Source organism: Pseudomonadota bacterium, from assembly GCA_018817425.1.
Lineage (GTDB): Bacteria > Desulfobacterota > Desulfobacteria > Desulfobacterales > RPRI01 > RPRI01.
The window spans coordinates 1-22,248 of the sequence record JAHITX010000079.1 but is presented as its reverse complement, the minus strand read 5'-3'; the positions used below and the strand labels follow the sequence as shown (position 1 = coordinate 22,248).

The following is a 22,248-nucleotide window of genomic DNA, read 5'->3' as shown; positions in this document are numbered from 1 at the left end:
AATCCTGTCTAAAAACTTTACTAACGACAAAGCAAAAACCCTGAGACCTCTGTGTGCTATGCTGGAAATAGAAAGGAGATCATAAATCAGAAGAACAAGAAGAGCAGGAGCTGATTCATAACCAGCCTTGCCTGTGTGCGGAAATAAAGAGCATGTTAATCAGTTTGTAATTTCAATACCGTTTTTAATTATGTGATTCAGCAATGTTCCTGGTTTTGCTTTTCTAACCTGTGATGGTGCAAAGCCGAGGATATCAAGTGGGTATTGTATATTCCATGCAGCCCTTCCCAGATATCCTGCTCTGTCCCAGAGACTCTTCTTTTCAAAAAGAGGTGATACAACAACCAGATCTATATCGCTTTCAATGCTTGCATTAAGGCCGGTCTGGGAGCCGAACAAATACACCTTCTGAACAGGTACGCCTATTTCCTGTAAATTTTCTATATACAGTTTGATTATACGGCGTATTTTAACTGAAGTTTTAGCCATTTTATCATCCTTTTTGTATCGGCCAGAATAAGTTTGGCTGTATCTTTATCAAACTCTTTTGTTAGTGTTTTTAAATCTTCAGGATAACGCGTGACTATACTGACATTATCTATTCTTTGAAAAAAATCCTTCAGATTAGCAGGGGGTGTTATTTCGGCTCTTTGTGCAAGATTAATCAGGTTATGAATTTTAGGAGGTATGTTGTCGGGATATTTAATTGCCAATATAGCTTTAAGCATTTTTTCCATAGCAAGGTGGCACATGAATACAACATAGATATATCTGCCTGTCTCATACATGGCTTCGCAGTTTCGATATCATAGTTGGATGTGGCGATCCAATTTTTTGCAACATTATCCATAGATTTTTTACAACGCTATAATTTTATTAATAAACACGGCTAAATAATAGAGAGATTAGTTTTATAAGTCAATGGGAAAAACAGCGTGATACTCTATAAATTCCTATAATATAAAATTATCAAGGAAACCGACGGAAAAAAGCAATTGGAGCTTTTCAGTTTACGGTTGACGGTAAAAGAGGTTTGTAAAGAAATCACTTACAGAGTTCACAGAGAGCACGAAGATCTACCAGGATTTTGGAAAATAAGAAATAGCCTTAAAGAAAATATCGGACAGGATTTACAGGATAAACAGGATATTTTTCAGACCGCTCCGGAAGAGCGGCCCGAAGCATGTATCCGCTTTGCGGAATCTGGTGGTAAGTGCTATAGGTGATTTTGCGGTTCAGGCGTTTTTGCCTGTTGTCTCCATAGCTTCAGGCAATGGTTTATTGCTGCCCGGCTTCCGGCCGGAAGGTAAAAATCCTGTCCATCCTGTTAATCCTGTCTGAAAAATCTTTATGAACCAATATGTTATGTAGAACACTTGCAGCAACTGTTTATCCGCACAACAGCTTATTTTGTATAATCAGATGGTTGTCTTTTGGACGAAATGCTTGCTATTAAAGATCTAAGCGCCTTGTTAACCGATTCCGAATCTGAAAAATACTTTCTAACATCCGGCTCTAACATAACTGCACCGTCTTCGAGTTTAAAATATTGGACTGCGGTAGTGCCGTCCTCTTTTTGAATAACTACTTTGTGACCGGCACGATATGCTTTATAGTATTTTCCGCGTACAGCGCCCTTCATGCTTGAAAAATCATATTCTGATTTCATTTCTTCCTTATCCGGTTTTGTTTTAGAGACTGCTTTCTTCATAGAATTTCCTTTCCCGTGTTGTAGCTTTTCTGCAACTGATAATACGTATTTTATTCTGTTTTGGAGTATGTATCAAAACCAAAACGAGTCCATTTGCAGAAAGGCCAATACTAATAAAACGCTCCTCTGTCGAAGAATGCACATCATCAGGGAAAGTGAAGAGTAAGGGATCATTGAAAACAGTTTTACCCTCTTCAAAACTAATTTTGTGCTTTTTAAGATTGATTTTCGCCTTAACTTCGTCCCATTCAAATATGAGTTTCATTGACTCCTCGGAATACAGTCAACGTTATTAACAAAAAGTTTAAATTTATGGTATCAGGATTTCAGGTTAAAGGCAAATTTCTTTAACCTGCATTACTTTAACCTGTACAGGGAAAGAATAATGCATAAGTTGAAAACAGTTGACGGTTAAAAGCCGTTGTCGGTTTGCGGTTCACAGTTAATGGGGAAAAGAGGTTTACGAGGAAATCACTCACAGAGTACTCAGAGATCACAAAGATATTCCGAAATCCGGAAGATAAAAATAGCCGTAAAAAAAATATCGGACAGGATTTACAGGATTAACAGGAAGTATTTCAGACCGCTCCGGAAAGAGCGGCCCGAAGCATGCATCCGCTTCGCGGAGTCTGGTGGTAAGTGCATAGGTGATTTTGCGGGTCAGGCATTTTTGCTTCTTTTTTCTATAGCTTCAGGCAATGGCTTATTGCCTGTCCGGCTTCCGGCCGGCAGGTAAAAATCCTGTCCATCCTGTTAATCCTGTCTGAAAACAGTATATAAAGCTAAACAGTTTGTATGAAAAAGCTAAATGTGGTTACCCTGGGGAAAATATCCAGGTATTAAAAGGGTTCGCAGATAGCTGCAAAAAAGAAAAAGCTCATAAGTTTTTAAGTCCATGAAGGCATCAGTTTCAGGGAGATAAAAAAGGCAGAGCCGGTTTAGGCCCTGCCTTTTTGTTGTTGAATTATTTTTTTAATTTTCTTTTACTGTCAACCGGCAACCGTTTTTATACTATTTCTTGAATTTTTTACCTGAGACAATTAACCCTACGATGCCGACACCAAGAAGTATAATGCTTGCAGGTTCAGGAACAGGAGTAGGAAGCCCAAAATCGGCTAATGCAGATGATGTGGAAATAATCAAAGATACAGCTAAAAATAAAATTACTTTTAAGGTTTTCATAGATTATATTCTCCATTATGTGTTGAAATTATAATTCGTAACGCTAACCTTACCATCATAATTAATATAAGCAATAAATATACCAAATATGGAGTGTTGGGGGTTAAAAATTTGATACTATAACTAACCAATTAAACATATTGATTATAAATAAATACAGTTATCTTGATATTTATATCGCTATGCAGAGAAAAGATCAATATGTTTTTTTATAAATTAAAATTGTAAAGAAAACCGACGGTGAAAAACAGTTGCTGGTTTGCATTTCATGAAGAAAAACGGTTTATAGCGTAGGGGCGTATTGCAATACGCCCGTGTTTCTTTATCAAAATCAAAAGCGCTTAAAAAGATACCGGAACCCAACCGAAAGCGCATAATATATAAAATTGATAGAGCCACTTTCAAAACGTTTCAGTTTGGTTAAGCTCAAGGCGGGAGCAAATTTCAACCACAGGAATACATTGAGTATTTCGAGGATTGAAATTTGAGCCCAACGCAGAGATCGGCCAAAATGGGGCGTTTTGAAACTGGCTCGATAGTTAAAAGACTATTTGCAGGTGGCAATGGTTATAATACAAACCCTGAGATCTCAGTGTACTCTGTGAGAGATAAATATTAATTAAAATAAAAAAAGGCAGAGCCGGTTTAGACTCTGCCTTTTTGTTGTTGAATTATTTTTTTAATTTTCCTTTACCGTTACCGTCAACCGTGAACTGTCAACCGGCAACCGTTTTCAAACGTCAATGGAGAACCGCTTTAAATCTATTTCTTGAATTTATTCCCGGAGATAATTAACCCTACCAGCCCGACACCAAGCAGTATAATACTTGCAGGTTCAGGAACAGTAATACTAGGCATGGCTAATGCAGTTGATGTGGAAATAATCAAAAATACTGCCAAAATTAAAATTATTTTTAAGGTTTTCATAGATTATATTCTCCGTTGTTTGTTGAAATTCTAAATCATACTGAGCCAGTTTCAAAACACCCCATTTTGGCCGACCTCTGCGTTGGGCTCAAATTTCGCATGAAGTGACACGTAGTGAAGCATAAGCGCTAACCTCGAAATACTTAATGTATTCCTGGTTGAAATTTCTCCTGCCTTGCCTGAGAAATAAAAAAAGCAGAGCCGGTTTAGACCCTGCCTTTTTGTTATTAAATTATTTTCTTAGCTTTCTTTTATCGTCAACTGTCAACCGCTTTTCAACCGTGAACCGTGAACCGTGAACCGCTTTTCTACTCTTTCTTAAACTTTCTGCCTGCACCTGCAAGTCCTACCAGACCGAAGCCGAGAAGGAGAAGTGTGGCTGGTTCGGGAACTGTAGTACCACTTCCCATAAGATTATCGTTACCGCACTCCATAGTAAAATGTGATGTAAAAGTTGTTCCCCCACCAAGGAAAGATAAATCAATTCCGTCTAATATATAGTGTGTACCACCGGTAAGCGTTGAATAATCGTAGACCATAGTGTAATTAGTATTCTTGCCAAGAGTGAAATCACCCCCAGCCCCAGTTACTAATTCACCCACAACTGGAGTATAAGTCCATGGATTGGATGTCGTTACATACGTAACATCGTTTAAAGTTCCAGCAACAATTGTATAAACATAATATTTCAAATAGTCCGAAGAGTTATTATCCAAGTTTAACTTAATAGCATATTCATATCCATTATCTAATCCATTTATATCAATAAAGATATCGCCTGACTTATAAGTACGACCACCTGCGTAAACTCCATCATCAAAATTAAAGCCACCTACCATACTTAAGGTATTACCATTTAAAAAAAATCCTTCTAAATCCCAAGCCTGAGTTCCAATACAATAATACTCTACTTCCTGATCTTCACCTGGGTTATCTCCACGATTATACCAGCTACTTGCACTACCATATACGTTGCTATCAAAAATAGTAATGTTTTCGGCAAATGCACTTGAAATAGATACAATCAAAAATACTGCTAAAATTAAAATTATTTTCAGATTTTTCATTTATTCCTCCCCATCGTTGAAATTATATTGATTTCGTTTTTGTAATACATTGTAAGCAAAGAATGTGCCTGATTCATAATTTTGAAATTAATATACTTTTATAATTTGTTATATCTTACTAAATATACTATATATTATAAATTTATAAATATATCGGTACCTGTATCGCTATGTAGGGCAAATATAATTAAATATTTTTCGGGATATAAAATTGTAAAGAAAAGCGACGGTAATAAAACGGTTTACGGTTCACGGTTTACGGTTAAAAAAGGTTCATGGTTCACGGTTAAAAAGCGGTTCACGGTTTACAGTTGACGGTTAAAATGAGTTCATATCTTTTTAAGTTTATTGAAATAAATGAATATTGAATATGGGTCTTAAGGGGTCACGGTTTTAGGTTAAACTAAAAAAGCTTATAAGTTGAAAATGGAAAAAGTTCAATATTCAGGTATTATAAGTAATAGGCACCATAAAAACCATGAACTGTATATATAATAATATGTTAGATAGTATTTTAGCTGTTTTTGTAAAGAAACCCGACGCTTTTTGGGCTTAAAAAGGAATTTGATGGTATTAAGTATAGCATTATTCATTATAAATTAAATAGTTATAGCATGAATTACGTGGCTTTGAAATTGTAAAGAAATCCGACATAAAAGCGGTTGACGGGGAAAAGCGGTTTACGGTTCACGGTTGACGGTTGACGGGGAAAAGCGGAGAAAAGCCAGGGTAAACGCATTTGGATTAATATATTCAGTCCAATTTAATAAAGTTAAATCCTTGTAATTTTTTCCTAAATAAAGAGCGCCCACTGCTCATGAATTCTCTTTTTATGGTGAAACCCTCCATCACTCAAAAAATTCTCTTTTAATAAAGAGCCACTTTCAAAACGTTTCAGTTTGGTCAAGCTCAAGGCGGGAGAAAATTTCAACCACAGGAATACATTAAGTATTTCGAGGATTGAAATTTGAACCCAACGCAGAGATCGGCCAAAATGGGGCGTTTTGAAACTGGCTCTAAAGAAAGCCCCTTACTCAAAATTTCCCCTTAAAAGGGGGCCAGGGGGTTGTTTTGTCCTAAAGCTGTTATATAAAGCGTTTATTTGCGGGTTATAGTTGCACACACAACCCCCTTAATCCCCCTTTTCTAAGGGGGAATCTATTGGTATTCCTGATATATATACCAATATCGATTACCCTTGGTTTACTTTTGTAGTGTTAGATAAATCCTAAATGCGGTTACACTGGAGGAAAAGCGGTTGACAGTTTTCGGTTTTCGGTTTACGGTCAAAACAGCTCATAAGTTCCTGGGTTTATAACTTGAAAGTGGCTCAATAAATTGATATTTTATTTTTTTGTGATTTCTTCTCAGGTACTATACACTTGCTGACAATTTTTGTTTTGATTTTAACAAAAATTGTCAAATATTCTTATAACTAATAAATCTCATCCTTAAATATTGTATTATTTCTATAGTAATATTAGCTTATTATAATTTCCAGGAAAAAAACAACAGCAATGGTATGTTCTTTGCTTTACACATATTCAAGATATTTATCATTTAAATAAACCATTCGGTTCAATTATTTTAACAAAAACATAAAGGGGGTATGCAGATCAAAATATTAAAATGGTTTTATACTCTAAAAAATTAACAACGTCAGTTTAATTAAAAACATAATAAAAAGGAGACAGAAAAATGATTCAAAAATTAAGAGGCAAAAAAGGTTTTACACTTATCGAACTTATGATCGTTATCGCAATTATCGGTATTCTGGCAGCAATAGCCATCCCTAACTTTATCTCATACAGGGACAAAGCATACTGCTCCGGAGCCGAGTCTGATGTTCAGACCGTCATGGGCGCAATTGCCGATTACTTCTCTAACCCGGACAATCAGACTGTTAGTAACTCCTCTGTTGGGATAGTTACTCTTACATTGAGCAATAGTAACACTTTTGATATTTCAACAGTTGGAACCAACTCTTATAAAGTTACGGTAACAGACACATCTGGCAGATGCCCGAGATTTGATACTACTTCTAAGACCTTATAAATTTGTTTTTCAAAAATTCCCCGGAGGGAGAAGATCAGAGGTCTTCTCCCTTTTTTTTGGCTAACAAAAAAGGGAGAAGACTATTACGTGGAACATTAAACCGAAATTAAAGCAAATCCCCTTTGCTGAAGTAGCCCCAGCCCGATTTTCAGGACAGATGAACAAAGATGCGAAGAAATAAATATTGGCACAGTTGGATTGTATGCCTGGGCTTACTGGTCATTAACACGATTGTGTATTCGAACACTCTTCATTCTCCTTTTGTTTTTGATGATAAAGATAATATCGTCAATAATTCCTTTATTCGCTTAAATGAACTATCTTTTCAAAACCTATCAGATGCAGCGTTCAAGAGCAACCTTCCCACGCGTCCTGTAGCCAATATCAGTTTTGCCCTTAATTATTATTTGGGAGGTTATCAGGTATGGGGATATCACTTAGTTAATATTTCCATTCATTTGATGACAGCAATTGTTCTGTTCTATCTATTCAGAATTACCATAATCCTTTCTGCAAGAGAAGATCCTATAGAATGCATGAAGTCAAATACAGATTCTGTCCTGACAAAACAACAAGTGAGCAATCACATTTATAATCCCGGACAAACCGGTTCCGTTTCAATAAACTGGGTTCCGTTTATGGCTTCGCTTTTATGGATGGTTCACCCGGTTCACACTCAGGCTGTGACATATATTGTTCAGCGCATGACCAGCTTGGCTGCCATGTTTTTCATACTGTCTGTTTTCTTTTATGCAAAAGGGCGTATAGCTCAAATCAATAAAAAAGACTGCCGGCTCTTTTTTGCAGGCTGCCTGATTTCAGGACTTTTGGCCATGGGGTCAAAGGAGATTGCAGCCATGCTGCCGGTTTTTATTTTGCTTTATGAGTGGTATTTTTTCCAAAACCTTAGCTTTGCATGGCTAAGGCGCAATATAGTGATATTTATAATAGTTATTCTGTTTATTGGATTGCTGAGTTTTATTTACTTAGGTGAAAATCCGATTCATCGTATATTATCTTTTTACGCCAAACGTGATTTTACCATGACACAGCGAATATATACTCAGTTCAGGGTTGTGATTTTTTATGTTGGCCTGCTGATCTATCCCCATCCTTCCAGGCTCAGCCTGGAACATGATTTCCCAATTTCGTCATCGCTGCTTGATCCCATATCCACCCTATTGTCCATGGGATTGATTATGAGTGTATTATTATTATCTATTAAATATGCCAAAAAAGAAAAAATTCTCTCTTTTGGCATATTTTGGTTTATAGGAAACTTGTTGATTGAGTCTTCTGTTATTGGCCTTGAGATTATATTTGAACACCGCCTGTACCTCTCATCTATGTTTATAAGCTTGGCAGTGGTATATTTGATATTCAGAGCAATGAAATCAGGACGCCTGGCATATATTTTTTTAGTGAGTGTAGTGCTGATTTTTTCGGTCTGGTCACATCAAAGAAATAATGTCTGGAAAGATGCAATTACGTTTTGGCAGGACAGCACCAGCAAATCACCCAACAAGTCGCGACCGCACAATAATTTAGGTATTGCACTTGCTGAGAAGGGCCAGCCTTTTGAAGCAATTACACAATATCAAATGGCATTGGCCATAAACCCAAATTATGTTTCAGCTCGTATGAATTTGGGTTATGAATTGTTTAGTCTTGGTAAAGCTAATGAGGCAATCGCCCATTACAAGAAAGTTCTTTCTATTAAACCTGATCATTTTTATGCGCATTTCTATTTAGGCCGAGCCCTGATTTTATTAGGAAAGTATGAAGAGGCAGCAGAGCATTATAGCAAAGCATTGGCGTCAAATCCTAAATCGGCCGATGTATATAACAATATGGGCAACTTATTTTTAATAAGAGGAGACTTTAAAAAAGCCGCCGAATATTATCAAAAAGCCATTCAACTGGATTCTCAGCATACAAAGGCATTCAATGGACTTGGCTCTGTGCTTACAAAAATTGGCAAATTTGATGAAGCGGCCATTCTTTTCAAAGAAGCTTTGCGCATAAATCCTGATGACGAGGCTGCAAAAACTAATCTTGACTTGCTTTTGAACCGAAAAACAAACCAATCCCAATAAAATTAAATTTTATATATATTAAGTCAGGATTATAGATTAATGTAATCTTCAACTGTAGATTTTAATTTAGTGTAGGTTATTAAAATGTATCTCACAAAAAACAGACATCCTCAAAACTCTGATTTTTCAAAAACACCCGAAATAAAATCTTTACCATTTTACATTTACTTCTGGATTATAGCTTTTTTATTACTTGCAGGTATTTTCGATTCCGTTTATCTTGCGTGGCATCATTATCTTGTTTATACGGATATAGGATATGAAAGTTTTTGTGCAATATCTAAAGCAATTAATTGTGATACTGTTTCACAGAGTCCTTATTCAGTATTACTAGGCATGCCTGTTGCCGTATGGGGAATCTTCAGTTATTGCTTTTGCATATTACTTTTGCCCTTTGCACATCATTTTGATGCAGAAAAAAAGCGTATCTGGCATCTGTTTTTTGCTGTATCTATTTTGTATAGTATTATTAGTATTATCCTTGCTGTGATTTCGACAGTCTATATTCATAGCTATTGCATAATGTGTATAATAAGCTATGGAATAAATTTTTTACTAGTTTATTATTCGTGGCTTATAATCAGAAGGTTCGGGAAAAAAGAAAGAATTGTTAACGGGATTAAGCGGGATTTTCTGTTAATTGCAAAAAAGAAAAAAATATTTTTATCTTTATTTGTTCCTTTTACAGCACTTGTTGTTTCAGTTTATATGTTTTTCCCAACTTACTGGAATCTTATTCCCCCTCCTCTTTCTGCAAATGTTTCAAAAGGAATAACAAAAGACGGTCACCCATGGATCGGAGCCTCACAAAACCCGGAACTTATAATAACAGAGTACACTGATTATCTGTGTTTCCAATGCAATAAAATGCATTTTTTCCTTCGTCGTATCGTAGAAAAAAATTCGGATAAAATAAGACTCATCCATAAAAACTATCCGATGGACAACAACTACAATCCACTGGTAAAAGAACCTTTTCATATAGGGTCAGGTGACATGGCTATTCTTTCAATATATGCAGCATCAAAAGGAAATTTCTGGGAAATGAATGATGCGTTGTTCAATGTCAATAAGAAAGAAAAGCAAATTGATCTTTATAAACTTGCCGAAACAACCGGTCTGGATTCAAAAGAGCTTGCAGCAGCAAAATATGATAATCAAATAAGGCGTACTCTCTGGCTTGATATCAAAGATGGTTTAAAGCTTGGAATTACAGGAACTCCGGCATATGTCATTAACGGCAAACTATATCTTGGCGAGATTCCGGCGGATATTTTAGTAAAATATATAAAGTAAACCAAATAAGGTACTTAAATGATGGACTGTTATGCATTATAGCGAATTACATAATAAAGAAATTGCACCTTCATTCTTAACTGCAAATATCATACTTGCAGTATTTGCGGCTGCTATTATTATCGCTATATTAATACTTTCATCGGTTCCACCCGTGAGCAGAGATGCTCTGACTCATCATCTCGCTGTTCCAAAACTTTATTTAAATCATGGCAGTATATATGAAATTCCATCACTGAAATTTTCATATTATCCAATGAATCTTGATCTCTTATATCTTATCCCTCTTTATTTTGGAAATGATATCGCTCCAAAATATATCCATTTTATCTTCGGATTGCTTACGGCATTACTTATTTACAGATATTTAAAAAAACGCATTAATAAGACCTATGCGCTTTTTGGAGCTATCTTCTTTTTATCTATTCCTGTAATTGTAAAGCTTTCAATAACTGCTTATGTTGATTTAGGACTTATCTTTTTTTCAACAGCATCAATAATATTTCTATTTAAGTGGATTGAATCTGATTTCAGGATTAAACATCTCATTGTTTCAGCGCTTTTTTGCGGACTTGCTCTTGGTACAAAATATAATGCCATTATTGTTTTTTTCCTCTTATCCGTATTTGTTGTCTTTGCATATATAAGAACTTACGATCACGGTGAAAACAAACCGGAATCAGCCAAATCCTTTAAAGTAATGTATTTTGGCATTATATTTATTATTGTTTCTCTTCTGGTTTTTTCACCCTGGATGGCAAGAAATTACATCTGGACAAAAAATCCTGTATATCCGCTTTATAATAATTTTTTTAAAAAGCTTGATACAAAACCAATTATACAAAAACCATATAATAATAATTTACTTAATAAAGAAAAAAATAAAATCAAAAGCAAGAAATGGAGCCATTTTGCAACAAGGAAAGTAATATATCATGAATCATTAACAAAAATACTTCTTATTCCTTTAAGAATATTTTTTGAAGGAGAAGACGGAGAGCCAATACATTTTGATGGAAAATTATCTCCGTTTTTATTGATATTACCTTTTTTTGCATTCATAGCTTTTAAGAAAGACGATAAATCAATAAAAATTGAAAAAACAATGCTTCTTTCTTTTTCAATTTTATATATTCTGTTTGCTTTTTTTAAAATCGACATGAGAATAAGATATATTGCTCCTGTTATTCCGCCTCTTATTATACTATCAGCCATGGGACTTCATAATATATTTTTATCTTTAAGCACCCGTTTCTCTTTTTTCTCAAGAAGAATATACCAATATTGCCTTATTGTCTTTATAGGTGTAATTGTTTTCAGCAATGTACTATATATCATCAAACAGTTTGATTATGTAAAACCATTTGGATATTTAAGCGGAAAAGTAAGCCGGGATGAATATATTGAACGTTACTGTTCGGAATATCCGGCATTTAAATACGCAAACAATAATCTTCCAAATAACGCAAAAATTCTATGCCTGTTTTTAGGTAATCGCCGCTATTACAGCAACAAGAATGTAATATTTGGTGAGAATCTTTTAAAAAGTTCTGTCAAATCTTCGGATGGGATAATATATGATATGAAGAAAAAAAGAATAACCCATCTTCTTATAGGGTACAATCTTTTTAACTGGTGGTTAAATAACAATTTTAGTGATAGAGAAAAGGTATTGATAGAAAAGTTTTTTAATGAAAACACAGCGCTTGTATTTTCTAAAAGCGGGTATGGGCTGTTTGAGTTAACACCTTAATCGTACAATAGATCTCTCTGTTTATCTGCCCTATTGTCCAAATTTACAAATTACCACCTTGTACGTTTATTTCCTTTAAGTTGGTTTGCTGTAATAAGTATGGTAAAGTATTTGATATTTTCATAAATTTAAGGCATTATATTCAAATTCAAGCTACTTACTAAACTTTTACAGGATATAAAATAATGCACCCAAACAAAGTTTCAGTCATAGTACCGGTTTTTAATGAAGCGGAAATAATAGTAGGTCTTATCAATAAGATACAAGATCTTTATCCTGATTATGAAGTTATCGTTATTAATGATGGTTCAACTGATAATAGCGCACAACTTGCCGAAAAAGCCGGTGCTATTGTTTACAGCCATCCTTATAATATTGGCAATGGTGCAGCCATCAAAAGCGGAATGAGGGTAGCATCAGGAGATATATTAGTATTTATGGATGGTGACGGACAGCATGACCCGGCGGATATAGCAGTCTTAGTAAAATATATGCCGGATTATGACATGGTGGTTGGTGCAAGAAACATAAAAAATCATGCATCTTTTGGAAGAGCTATAGGAAACAGTTTTTATAACTGGCTGGCCTCTTATGTAGCAAAATTTTATATTAAAGATCTCACATCAGGGTTCCGGGCTATAAAATCAAAGATAGCAAGAAACTTTTTAAATCTTATTCCAAATACCTACTCGTATCCGACAACTCTTACCTTAAGCGTTTTAAGAAGCGGCTGGGCGGTTAAATATGTTCCTATAGAAATAAAGGAAAGAAAAACAGGTAAAAGCAGTATTAAGTTTTATAAAGACGGGGTCAGGTTTTTTATGATCATAGCAAAAATTTGCACTCTTTATTCTCCGTTAAGAATTTTTCTTCCTGTAAGTTTTGTTATTTTTCTGCTTGGATTGTCAAATTCCATATATACTTTATCGGTTCATAATAGGTTTACGAATATGAGCGCTCTTCTTTTAATGAGTTCAATCATTATCTTCATGATGGGACTTGTATCCGAACAAATATGCCAAATGAGACATGAGGGACAAGAAGAAACCCACCTGCCGATTTCAAATCAATAACACCAATACAGCTCATCAATTAAAAAAACAGCCTGCATTTCATATAATAACTTCATTGTTCGTATAATAATATATATCAATTTATTAGCCGTTATTACATAATAATTTCTGTATTGACCTTTTATGCTATATTAGTGTATTTAACTTCGATAAAATAAATACCCTGTCAGGTTGAAAAATATGCTGGGCAAATCGATTAGCAAAATCTGGAACTATTGATGAAACAATATGTAATTGATGAACTAAGACACAGTGACTATGAAAAGATAAAGACATATCTTGATGAAAACCTTGAGGCTTCTGATATTTTGGGAATTTACTGGCTGCCTATTGATGAGAAATTTTTAGCCAAAGAACAGGCAGCGCATATTAATTGTCAACCGTTTTTTTTTATTATCAGCCTTGAAGATAAACTGATATCAATTGAGCTTCTGGTGCGTACAAGAATCAGAATTTCATGTAGTTGTATCGATTATGCCACTGAGAAGCAGAGAAACTGGCTTATCGGGTATATAGATGATATGTTAAATAAGCTTGAAATCTCAGTTTAATATAAATTTAACTATGATGGACTCAAAAAAAGACTACCCACAGGAAATATTAAAATGCTAAAAATTATTCCTCTTGGAGGGTTGGGGGAAATCGGCCTAAACATGATGGCCTTTGAATATGGTGATTCAATATTTGTAGTCGATGCCGGCCTCATGTTCCCTGAAGATTACATGCTTGGAGTCGATTTTGTAATTCCTGATATATCCTATCTTAGACAAAATAAATCCAGGATACTTGGAGTAGTTTTGACTCACGCTCATGAAGACCATATCGGGGCACTTCCTTATTTGCTCAAAGATATAAATGTGCCTGTTTTTGGAACCTCGTTTACTTTAGGCCTTGTCCGGCACAGGCTTGAGGAGCATTCTCTGCTTTCTTCCGCATTGTTGTACGAAATCTCATCCCAAGAAAAACTAAAACTTGGACCATTTGAAATTGAATTTATTAAAGTAGGCCACAGTGTAGTTGATGGTGTTGGGCTTGCAATCAGAACTCCTTTGGGCCTTATTGTTCATACTGGCGATTTTAAAATCAGTTATACAATGGAAGGAATGATAACAGATGTGCATAGTTTTGCACGCTGCGGAAATGAAGGAGTTTTATGTCTGCTTTCAGATTCAACAAATATTGAAAAAGAAGGCTATACTATTTCCGCAAAAGAGATAGGCGAAACAATTGCCAGGATAACAGCAGGATGCACGGGTAGAATAATAATCGCTCTTTTTGCCTCCAATATCGCAAGAATCCAGCAGATTGTTCATATTGCAGAAGCAAGGGATAAAAAGATTATTTTTAATGGCAGAAGTATAGAAATCAGCGTCAGCATAGCAAAAAAGCTCGGCTTTCTTAAAGTTAAAGATGGGATTGAAATCGATATAAACCAGATAAACGATTTTCCGGACGATGAAATAATTATGATTACTACAGGCAGCCAGGGTGAGCCCCTGTCTGCCCTTGCACGTATGGCTACCGGTGCGCACAAGCAGATAAGTGTAAAAAAGAACGATACCATGATTCTTTCTTCCAAGTTTATCCCCGGCAATGAAAGAGCAATTACTAATATCATAAACAAGCTTTATAAACGCGGAGCGGATGTAATATATGAAAAAATATCGAATATCCATGTATCCGGTCATGCTTTCAAAGAAGAACTGAAATTAATGATAACACTTACAAAACCAAAATATTTTATTCCGATACATGGCGAATACAGGCACATGTCTCTTCATGCCCGCCTTGCAGCAGAAGTAGGAATAAAGAGGGAAAATATTTTGCTTGCAGAAAATGGTCAGGTAATTGAGTTTGATGAAAAAGGCGGAAAGATTAAAGAATCTATTACAACCGGTCGAATTCTTATCGATGGAAAAGGCATTGGTGATGTCGGAAGAAGTGTTCTCAAAGAAAGAAGATTGCTTTCTGAAGAAGGGCTTGTAGTTGTTAATATGGCCTTTGACGAAGAAACAGGCATTATTATATACGGGCCTGAAATAGTTTCAAAAGGGTTTGTTTTTGAAACTGAAACAGGACACCTGCTTGAAGACGCTAAATGCGTTATTCTTGAAATAGTTGATGACATAACGCCCGGCGTAGATGACAGGATCAGTAAAATAAAATCCGGCGTTCAGAGCGCATTAAGAAAATATTTTAATTTTGCAATTAAACGCAGGCCTGTTATACTTCTCTTTATTATAGAACTATAAAAATAGGACAACAAATATGAGGAAGGAACTAATAGGAATCTTTCTGTTTTTTCTTGTCATTTTTACTTTAATAAGTCTTTTGTCATACAGCCCTTATGATCCGTCTGTTAATAATTTAAAAACCGTCGGTGAAGTACATAATCTATTTGGTGTTATAGGTTCCTATATCGCTGATGCTTTTATTACTCTTTTTGGAATAGCTTCATTTTTTATTCCCGTAACTATTCTTCTTGTCAGCATAAGATTTTTCAGCGCTTATACAAAGCAGATAATTATCTACATAATTGCAGGCGGACTCATTCTTACAATAGCATCAGCCAGTCTGCTATCATTTCATGAAAACAGTTTTTTAATATTAGGGAGTGAATTCCCATCAGGCGGGATAATAGGAATTTTTTTAAAATCCTTTCTTGTAAAATACTCCAATATCACCGGATCAGTTATTATCCTTGTTCTTTCTCTGGCGATAGGCTTTATTTTTGCCACCGGCCTTTCAATAATAAGTACTTTGAAACGATCATGGAATATATGTTTAATTGCTGCAGAACGCTTAAAAACACAGGCAGTATTACGCAAAGAACGAAAGGAAAAAACTAAAAAACGTTTAAGAATAAAAGCCGAACAAAGCGGTGAAAACGAGCATGAAATAGAGATAAAGTCTATAAAGAGAAAACCCGTTAAACAAATTCCTGTTCCAAAACAAGATGTGTTTGATTTCATGCGTGATGCCAATGAATTTGCACTGCCTTCCGTAAGTTTTCTGGACAATCCTTTGGCAAGATCGGCTGGTATTAATGCTGAAAACCTTAAAATGCAGTCAAAGCTTTTGGAAAAGAAACTGGAAGATTTTGGTGTAAACGGTAAAGTTGTAGCGGTTACTCCGGGTCCTGTAATTACAACTTTTGAATATGAACCGGCTCCGGGTGTAAAGATAAATAAAATCGTAAATCTTACAGACGATCTATCTCTTGCGCTTCGGGCTACAAGCATAAGAATAGAAGCACCGATTCCAGGAAAGGCAGTAGTCGGTATTGAAATACCAAATGCTGACAGAGAAATAGTTAAATTCAAGGAAGTAGTAGTTTCAAGCGCTTTTGATAAATCCAAATCAAAACTTACAATTTGCTTGGGAAAAGATAAAATAGGAAACCCCGTTGTAGCAGAGCTTGACAAAATGCCCCATCTGCTGATTGCAGGTGCAACAGGTTCGGGGAAAAGTGTTGCTTTAAACACCATGATATGCAGTCTTTTGTATAAATCTACTCCCGATGAGATTAAACTTCTTATGGTCGATCCTAAAAGAATTGAGCTTTCCATGTATGATGGTATTCCTCATCTTATTACTCCGGTTGTTACAGATATCAAAAAAGCTACAAATGCCCTATTCTGGGCTGTTAATGAAATGGAAAGAAGATATATTATTCTTTCGGAAAGTCATGCAAGAAATATAAATCAGTATCAGCATAAAGTTGCCAAAGGAGAAAAAAATGAAAAAGGGGAAGATCTTGAAAAACTCCCTCTCATCGTTATTATTATTGACGAACTTGCTGATATGATGATGGTAGCTTCGCGTGATGTGGAAGTTTCTTTAACCCGCATCGCCCAAATGGCAAGAGCTGCGGGAATTCACCTGATTCTTGCCACTCAAAGACCTTCTGTAAACGTATTAACCGGCATAATAAAGGCAAATTTTCCTACCCGTCTTTCCTTTCAGGTCTCTTCTAAAACGGATTCGAGAACCATATTAGATGCCAATGGTGCTGAAAATCTTTTAGGTAACGGCGATATGCTTTTTATGCCACCCGGAACTTCAAGGATTCAGAGAATACACGGAGCATATATATCCGAGGCTGAAATAACAAAAATAACAGAATTTTTAAAGAAACAAAAAAAGCCGGAGTATGACGAAAAAATTACGGAAGCACGAACAGCTGACGAATCCGGTGATGAGGAAACCGAATACGACGAAAGATATGACGACGCAGTGGCACTTGTTACAAAAACCGGCCATGCGTCGATATCAATGGTACAAAGGCATTTGCGCATAGGTTATAACAGGGCGGCCCGTATAATCGAAGTCATGGAAAAAGAAGGCGTCGTAGGACCTTCAGACGGCGTTAAACCCAGAGAAGTACTTGCAAATCGGCTGTGATCTTTGTTATCAACAAATAATGGAAAATTATGACTGGATCTATCTGTTTAAGGATCTTTATACTTATTATTATAATGACGATTAGCGGTTGCAGCAGTATCGCATTTCTTGTCGCGAAATATCATACCCATACTATGCTGTTTAAATATGAAGGTCAGGCTCAATCGGTTTGTCTTGCCGGTGATTTTAATAAATGGTCACAAAATACTCACTGCCTTGATAAGCAAAACGGGGTATGGTCAATCCAATTGATTCTCCCACACGGAACCCATCGCTATGCATTTATCATTAACAGCCGGCAATGGGTGCTTGATCCAAATGCTCTTTTTACAGAAACTGACGGTTTCGACAGACAAAATTCAGTGATTATAGTTAATTAAGAATTATCGCTCATTATCAAAAAACCTGAATGTGACCAATATTCATTAAACAACGTATATATTGTGGAGTGTAAAATAATTTTAAACTGTGAAATGTTTTTCTCTGGCGTGAGTACTGAATTTGAAAGAAACCCTGCTGATAAAATCCATACTGGATGGAAATGCACAAGAATACGCTATTCTGGTAAACCGGTATAAGCGCCCGATTTTCAACCTTTTGTTTCGCATGACAGGCAGCAGGGAAGATGCTGCAGACCTGGCTCAGGAAACATTTTTAAAAGCATATAAAAATCTTGAAAAATTCAGACTAAGTGAAAGTTTTTTCCCCTGGCTGTACGCAATTGCGTTAAATTTAGCCCGGGACAGCTGGCGCAAACAAAAACACGCCACAAAACATGCGGAAGAAGTCGGCCGGTTGATGGAAAACTGTCCGGAAGAAAAGACTTATGCAGAAGATCGGATTATAGTCTCAATGGATACAAGGCGTTTGAAAAACTGTCTGAATCAATTGCCCCATAATTACAGGGAAGCATTGATATTGAGGTACCATGAAGGTTTGCCGATGGGAGATATCGGCAAGGCTCTCGGGGTTTCTACAAGTGGTGCAAAAATGCGTATAAGCAGAGGGTTAGAAAAGCTGCGTGATCTGTTTCAATCGTCTTTTTCTGCCATTAAGCAGGTATCCAAAGGAAAACAGGACAATTGAAAAATATGAAAGACATAGATTTAAATAAAAATTCTGACATAAATTATCTAACCGGCATGATTGCCGGCCTGCCGGATGAAGAACCGCCAGGTAACTTTACGCAAGCGGTTATGCAGCGAATTTCGCCTAAACAGGTTAGCTTATGGCAAAAAATTTTACGTCTTCTAATAGCTCCTTTCACAGTTATTTCCATTCGCCCACTTCATGCAGCCGGTACTATAATATTAATAGTAGGTCTTCTATTTGTGTATAAAACAATTTGGATATCTCACACAGATTATCCTCTTACTGCAAACTCAAAAACGGCCAACATCAAAACTGTTAACTTTATTTTAGATTACCCATCAGCCACAACAGTGGCAGTTATTGGGTCATTTAATCACTGGCAACCGGAACATTATCATATGCAAAAAAACCCGACAGATGGCACATGGCAACTTTCCGTTAAGATACAACCCGGTCGCCACACTTATGCTTTTGTTGTTGACGATAATAAAATCATTGCTGACCCCCGCGCATTGTGGGAGCAGGATGACGGTTTTGGAACCCGAAACTCCATCCTAACAATTAGTAACGGATATTCAGATGAAAACCAAACTTAGATATAGTTTATTACTGTTTATCCTGTTTTTGCTCATCGTACCCTGGTACGTATGTGCCGAAGATAATACTATGCTTGATAACGAGATTCGCCTGGCAAAGTCTGCGGGTGTAGATGATGAAAGCCTGGGCCGAATATTGTCTGCCGCCAACAGGCATAAATTACGTAATGAAAATAAAATACGCTGGATTAAACAGATACGCACAGCCACTCAGGAAGAACTTCCTGCATCGGTAATGGTTAACAAAATTGAAGAAGGAGTGGCTAAAAATGTTGATGCACAAAGAATTGATGCAGCCTTAGGCAAGACTTTACATCAATTGCGCTTTGTCAACAAACTGACCGAAGGTGAACCTCATAACCGCGAAACCTCTACACCCCCGGAAAGAAACCGGATAAATGCCAGGATTAGCGAATTGCTATCTGCCGGATTAACTGAAACTGAAATGAACAGTCTTTATACATCCTGGAAGTCAGCTTCTTCCAAACAAAAACTTGAAGCAATGACCTTTTATGCAGTTGCAAAACAGTCCGGTCTGAACCCCGAAGAGGCCGGCCATATCGCTTCTTCAGGTATTGAACATAATCATTTTCACAGCTTTCCTCTTGAGCTATCCATGATGATCAAAGCTGCCAAAGCAAATAAAATTGAAAATCCTAAAATTACTTCTGAAGCACTTAAAGTAATAAACGGCAAGCAAACGGTTCAGCAAGCTCACAGCAAAATGGGTATCCGCGAATTACACCCCAACCCAAGCCGTGTATATGATGATTTTCCGAATAATAATATGCAGCCTATGGGAATGCGAAACAATGACAGCCGTTTTGAAAGTTCCGGCAGTGGTAGTTCCGGTGGCGGTAGTTCCGGTGGCGGTAGTTTTGGTGGCGGTAGTTTTGGTGGCGGTAGTTTTGGTGGCGGACGCAGTGGTGGAGGCGGAGGAAGAGGCCGCTGAAAAACATCAAGTTAAAAACCCTTTCTCTAATTATATATCTAACCACCCAAAAGCTATAAAATTAATTGTTTGGACATGCACTGCTTTTTATTTATAATAAATTATGCAAAAAAATCTTTTATTCATCCACCAGGGAGCAATTGGAGATATCGTTTCTCTGTTTCCTGCAATAATAAAACTTAAAGAAAATTTTAAACAAATTGATGCAATCTGCAATAAAAGCATAGGAGAATTAGCCTGCTTACTTAAATTAACAGATAAAACCTATCCGGTTCAAGCCACATTCTTTTCTTCATTATTTTCAGATAATGTTAACCCGGTTGCATCAAAAATCCTTAGCTCATACGATGAAATTATTCTTTTTTCTTATTCCAATGAACTAGGAAAAACCATAAGCAGTATTATTCAAAAAAGAATATACCGTATACCTCCACGTCCTGATGCAAATCAGCAAATTCATATTTTAAACTACATCTTAAAACTTCTTGCGCAATACAACCTGATAGATAATGAGAATCTGCCTGAAAAAGAATATCATGATTATCTGAAAAAAGAGATTGGAAATACAAAAGCACAAGAAAACGGCTCTAAAATAATAATGCATCCGGGATCAGGAAGCACAAGAAAAAACTGGCCGGCTTCAAATTTTATAAAGGTTTGCAGAAATCTTGAATCAAAAAAAATATGTTCTGAAATTATAATTGGCCCGGCGGAATATGATCTTGGAAAATATTTCAAGAAACATCTTCCTTCAAACAGCATAATTCACACTCCTGCAAAACTGTTGGAACTTTTACCATTATTGAAACAAAGCAGCGGATTTATCGGAAATGATTCAGGGATAAGCCATCTTGCAGCATTTATGGGGATTCCTGCAATTGTGATATTCGGGCCTTCAGACCCAAAAAGGTGGAAGCCGTTTGGTCGCTTTGTTAAAGTTATCCAATCTCAAACTGACTGCGTGCCATGCTTTGAAACCGGAAAATCAGACTGCAAAGAAATTAAATGCCTAAGCGATATAACACCTGAAACTGTTATAGACACATTATATCTTGATCTGCTCAAGCACAACACTGTTTCTTAGTGTTGCTTTTGCCGTTTTTCCAAACTGTTCAGTTATATCAGATACGAATATTTTTGTTTTTCCGTTTTTGCCCAAACGGTTGTCAACATCAGGATGTTCTTTGAGATAAATTTCCAGTTTATTTGCAACTCCTATAGAAGAATCAATTATATTTACTCTCTTTCCGATTTTTCGGGAAATAATATGTTTTAAAAGCGGATAATGCGTACATCCAAGAATCAGAGTATCTATCTGTTTTACTTTAAGGGAATGAAGATATTTTTTTACTATCATTGCCGTTTCAGGCTTATTTATCCAGCCTTCTTCAACCAGTGGCACAAGAAGAGGACAAGCAACCGAATAAACTCTGGCCGCAGTATTTACAGCCTTAATTTTTTTCTCATATATACTGCTTTTGATTGTTGCTCTTGTTCCGATAACACCTATAGACATTTTTCCGGAAGATTCAATAGCAAGCTCCACAGCAGGAGTAATAACCTCAAAAACCGGAACGTCAAAATTATTCACTATAGTCTCGGTTGCAACACTTGAAGCTGTATTGCAAGCCACAACAATTACTTTAGCCCCATTGTTTAATAAAAACTTAGTATCTTCTATAGCATATTGAATTACAGTTTCGGAACTCTTGCTACCGTATGGTGTTCGGGCGGTATCGCCAAAATATATAATATCATAACTTGGAATTTTTTCCATTACTGCTTTAACTACTGTTAACCCGCCAATTCCTGAATCAAAAATTCCTATCATTTTTTATATTACCAACTACCTTTTATATTGATTTTTATTTTATGGGCTCATAAACTTAAAATAAGTTTAATAAATGAGCCACTTTCAAAACGTTTCAGTTTGGTCAAGCTCAAGGCGGGAGAAAATTTCAACCACAGGAATACATTTAGTATTTCGAGGATTGAAATTTGAGCCCAACGCAGAGATCGGCCAAAATGGGGCGTTTTGAAACTG

23 protein-coding genes are annotated in these 22,248 nt (G+C 36.1%); 15 read left to right on the top strand and 8 right to left on the bottom strand.

Annotated features, from left to right (window positions below; translation table 11 throughout):
* Nucleotides 1–159 precede the first annotated feature (159 nt).
* Both KKC46_13215 and KKC46_13210 read right to left on the bottom strand, forming a co-directional pair.
* Nucleotides 160–489, bottom strand: coding sequence for a nucleotidyltransferase domain-containing protein (locus KKC46_13215; GenBank protein MBU1054766.1), 330 nt, complete (start codon nucleotides 487–489; stop codon nucleotides 160–162).
* On the bottom strand, nucleotides 456–788 hold the full coding sequence (locus tag KKC46_13210) for a HEPN domain-containing protein (protein ID MBU1054765.1): 333 nt from the start codon (nucleotides 786–788) through the stop codon (nucleotides 456–458). The genes KKC46_13215 and KKC46_13210 overlap by 34 nt, the downstream gene beginning before the upstream one ends.
* A gap of 406 nt (nucleotides 789–1,194) precedes the next feature.
* Between KKC46_13210 and KKC46_13205 the strand changes: the two genes are divergently transcribed.
* Entirely contained in the window at nucleotides 1,195–1,341 is a 147-nt protein-coding gene (locus KKC46_13205) for a hypothetical protein (GenBank protein ID MBU1054764.1), read from the top strand.
* Nucleotides 1,342–1,405: 64 nt separating this feature from the next.
* Here the strand turns inward: KKC46_13205 and KKC46_13200 are convergent, their stop codons facing one another.
* Nucleotides 1,406–1,711 carry a hypothetical protein gene (locus KKC46_13200; protein MBU1054763.1) on the bottom strand — a complete coding sequence of 102 codons (306 nt, stop codon included), beginning with the start codon at nucleotides 1,709–1,711 and terminating at the stop codon, nucleotides 1,406–1,408.
* Nucleotides 1,692–1,976, bottom strand: a complete 285-nt coding sequence (locus KKC46_13195) for a BrnT family toxin (protein MBU1054762.1) — start codon at nucleotides 1,974–1,976, stop codon at nucleotides 1,692–1,694. Before KKC46_13195 ends, KKC46_13200 begins: the two co-directional genes overlap by 20 nt.
* 180 nt (nucleotides 1,977–2,156) lie before the next feature.
* Between KKC46_13195 and KKC46_13190 the strand changes: the two genes are divergently transcribed.
* Nucleotides 2,157–2,447 (top strand): hypothetical protein, encoded by a 291-nt coding sequence (locus KKC46_13190; protein ID MBU1054761.1) that lies wholly within the window; start codon nucleotides 2,157–2,159, stop codon nucleotides 2,445–2,447.
* Between the two features lie 275 nt (nucleotides 2,448–2,722).
* On the opposite strand, the gene KKC46_13185 is transcribed toward KKC46_13190, so the two are convergent.
* From KKC46_13185 to KKC46_13175, 3 genes are all read right to left on the bottom strand, one after another.
* On the bottom strand, nucleotides 2,723–2,893 hold the full coding sequence (locus KKC46_13185) for a PEP-CTERM sorting domain-containing protein (protein MBU1054760.1): 171 nt from the start codon (nucleotides 2,891–2,893) through the stop codon (nucleotides 2,723–2,725).
* Between the two features lie 762 nt (nucleotides 2,894–3,655).
* Nucleotides 3,656–3,820, bottom strand: a complete 165-nt coding sequence (locus tag KKC46_13180; protein ID MBU1054759.1) for a PEP-CTERM sorting domain-containing protein — start codon at nucleotides 3,818–3,820, stop codon at nucleotides 3,656–3,658.
* Between the two features lie 308 nt (nucleotides 3,821–4,128).
* The gene (locus KKC46_13175) at nucleotides 4,129–4,887 is read right to left on the bottom strand and encodes a PEP-CTERM sorting domain-containing protein (protein ID MBU1054758.1); all 759 of its coding nucleotides are present in this window, start codon (nucleotides 4,885–4,887) and stop codon (nucleotides 4,129–4,131) included.
* Between the two features lie 1,698 nt (nucleotides 4,888–6,585).
* Between KKC46_13175 and KKC46_13170 the strand changes: the two genes are divergently transcribed.
* The 13 genes from KKC46_13170 (at nucleotide 6,586) to KKC46_13110 (ending at nucleotide 21,288) form a co-directional block, all read left to right on the top strand.
* Nucleotides 6,586–6,942, top strand: coding sequence for a prepilin-type N-terminal cleavage/methylation domain-containing protein (locus KKC46_13170; GenBank protein MBU1054757.1), 357 nt, complete (start codon nucleotides 6,586–6,588; stop codon nucleotides 6,940–6,942).
* Between the two features lie 167 nt (nucleotides 6,943–7,109).
* Nucleotides 7,110–9,038, top strand: a complete 1,929-nt coding sequence (locus KKC46_13165; GenBank protein MBU1054756.1) for a tetratricopeptide repeat protein — start codon at nucleotides 7,110–7,112, stop codon at nucleotides 9,036–9,038.
* Between the two features lie 84 nt (nucleotides 9,039–9,122).
* The gene (locus KKC46_13160) at nucleotides 9,123–10,334 is read left to right on the top strand and encodes a thioredoxin domain-containing protein (GenBank protein ID MBU1054755.1); all 1,212 of its coding nucleotides are present in this window, start codon (nucleotides 9,123–9,125) and stop codon (nucleotides 10,332–10,334) included.
* A 31-nt stretch (nucleotides 10,335–10,365) separates the two neighbouring features.
* The gene (locus tag KKC46_13155; GenBank protein MBU1054754.1) at nucleotides 10,366–12,087 is read left to right on the top strand and encodes a glycosyltransferase family 39 protein; all 1,722 of its coding nucleotides are present in this window, start codon (nucleotides 10,366–10,368) and stop codon (nucleotides 12,085–12,087) included.
* 185 nt (nucleotides 12,088–12,272) lie between these two features.
* Nucleotides 12,273–13,160, top strand: coding sequence for a glycosyltransferase family 2 protein (locus KKC46_13150; protein ID MBU1054753.1), 888 nt, complete (start codon nucleotides 12,273–12,275; stop codon nucleotides 13,158–13,160).
* 218 nt (nucleotides 13,161–13,378) lie between these two features.
* Complete coding sequence (locus tag KKC46_13145; GenBank protein MBU1054752.1) at nucleotides 13,379–13,711, top strand: hypothetical protein; 333 nt, start codon at nucleotides 13,379–13,381, stop codon at nucleotides 13,709–13,711.
* Between the two features lie 54 nt (nucleotides 13,712–13,765).
* Nucleotides 13,766–15,412: a ribonuclease J gene (locus tag KKC46_13140; GenBank protein MBU1054751.1), complete on the top strand. Its 1,647-nt coding sequence runs from the start codon at nucleotides 13,766–13,768 to the stop codon at nucleotides 15,410–15,412.
* 16 nt (nucleotides 15,413–15,428) lie between these two features.
* Nucleotides 15,429–17,564 carry a DNA translocase FtsK gene (locus tag KKC46_13135; GenBank protein ID MBU1054750.1) on the top strand — a complete coding sequence of 712 codons (2,136 nt, stop codon included), beginning with the start codon at nucleotides 15,429–15,431 and terminating at the stop codon, nucleotides 17,562–17,564.
* Between the two features lie 29 nt (nucleotides 17,565–17,593).
* Complete coding sequence (locus tag KKC46_13130) at nucleotides 17,594–17,944, top strand: isoamylase early set domain-containing protein (GenBank protein ID MBU1054749.1); 351 nt, start codon at nucleotides 17,594–17,596, stop codon at nucleotides 17,942–17,944.
* 115 nt (nucleotides 17,945–18,059) lie between these two features.
* Nucleotides 18,060–18,650 carry an RNA polymerase sigma factor gene (locus KKC46_13125; GenBank protein MBU1054748.1) on the top strand — a complete coding sequence of 197 codons (591 nt, stop codon included), beginning with the start codon at nucleotides 18,060–18,062 and terminating at the stop codon, nucleotides 18,648–18,650.
* Nucleotides 18,647–19,252, top strand: a complete 606-nt coding sequence (locus KKC46_13120) for a glycogen-binding domain-containing protein (GenBank protein ID MBU1054747.1) — start codon at nucleotides 18,647–18,649, stop codon at nucleotides 19,250–19,252. Before KKC46_13125 ends, KKC46_13120 begins: the two co-directional genes overlap by 4 nt.
* Nucleotides 19,236–20,204: a hypothetical protein gene (locus tag KKC46_13115; GenBank protein ID MBU1054746.1), complete on the top strand. Its 969-nt coding sequence runs from the start codon at nucleotides 19,236–19,238 to the stop codon at nucleotides 20,202–20,204. Before KKC46_13120 ends, KKC46_13115 begins: the two co-directional genes overlap by 17 nt.
* A gap of 103 nt (nucleotides 20,205–20,307) precedes the next feature.
* Nucleotides 20,308–21,288: a glycosyltransferase family 9 protein gene (locus tag KKC46_13110; GenBank protein MBU1054745.1), complete on the top strand. Its 981-nt coding sequence runs from the start codon at nucleotides 20,308–20,310 to the stop codon at nucleotides 21,286–21,288.
* Here the strand turns inward: KKC46_13110 and murI are convergent.
* Entirely contained in the window at nucleotides 21,250–22,035 is a 786-nt protein-coding gene (murI, locus tag KKC46_13105; GenBank protein ID MBU1054744.1) for a glutamate racemase, read from the bottom strand. The two genes, KKC46_13110 and murI, sit on opposite strands and share 39 nt — an antisense overlap.
* Nucleotides 22,036–22,248 lie beyond the last annotated feature (213 nt).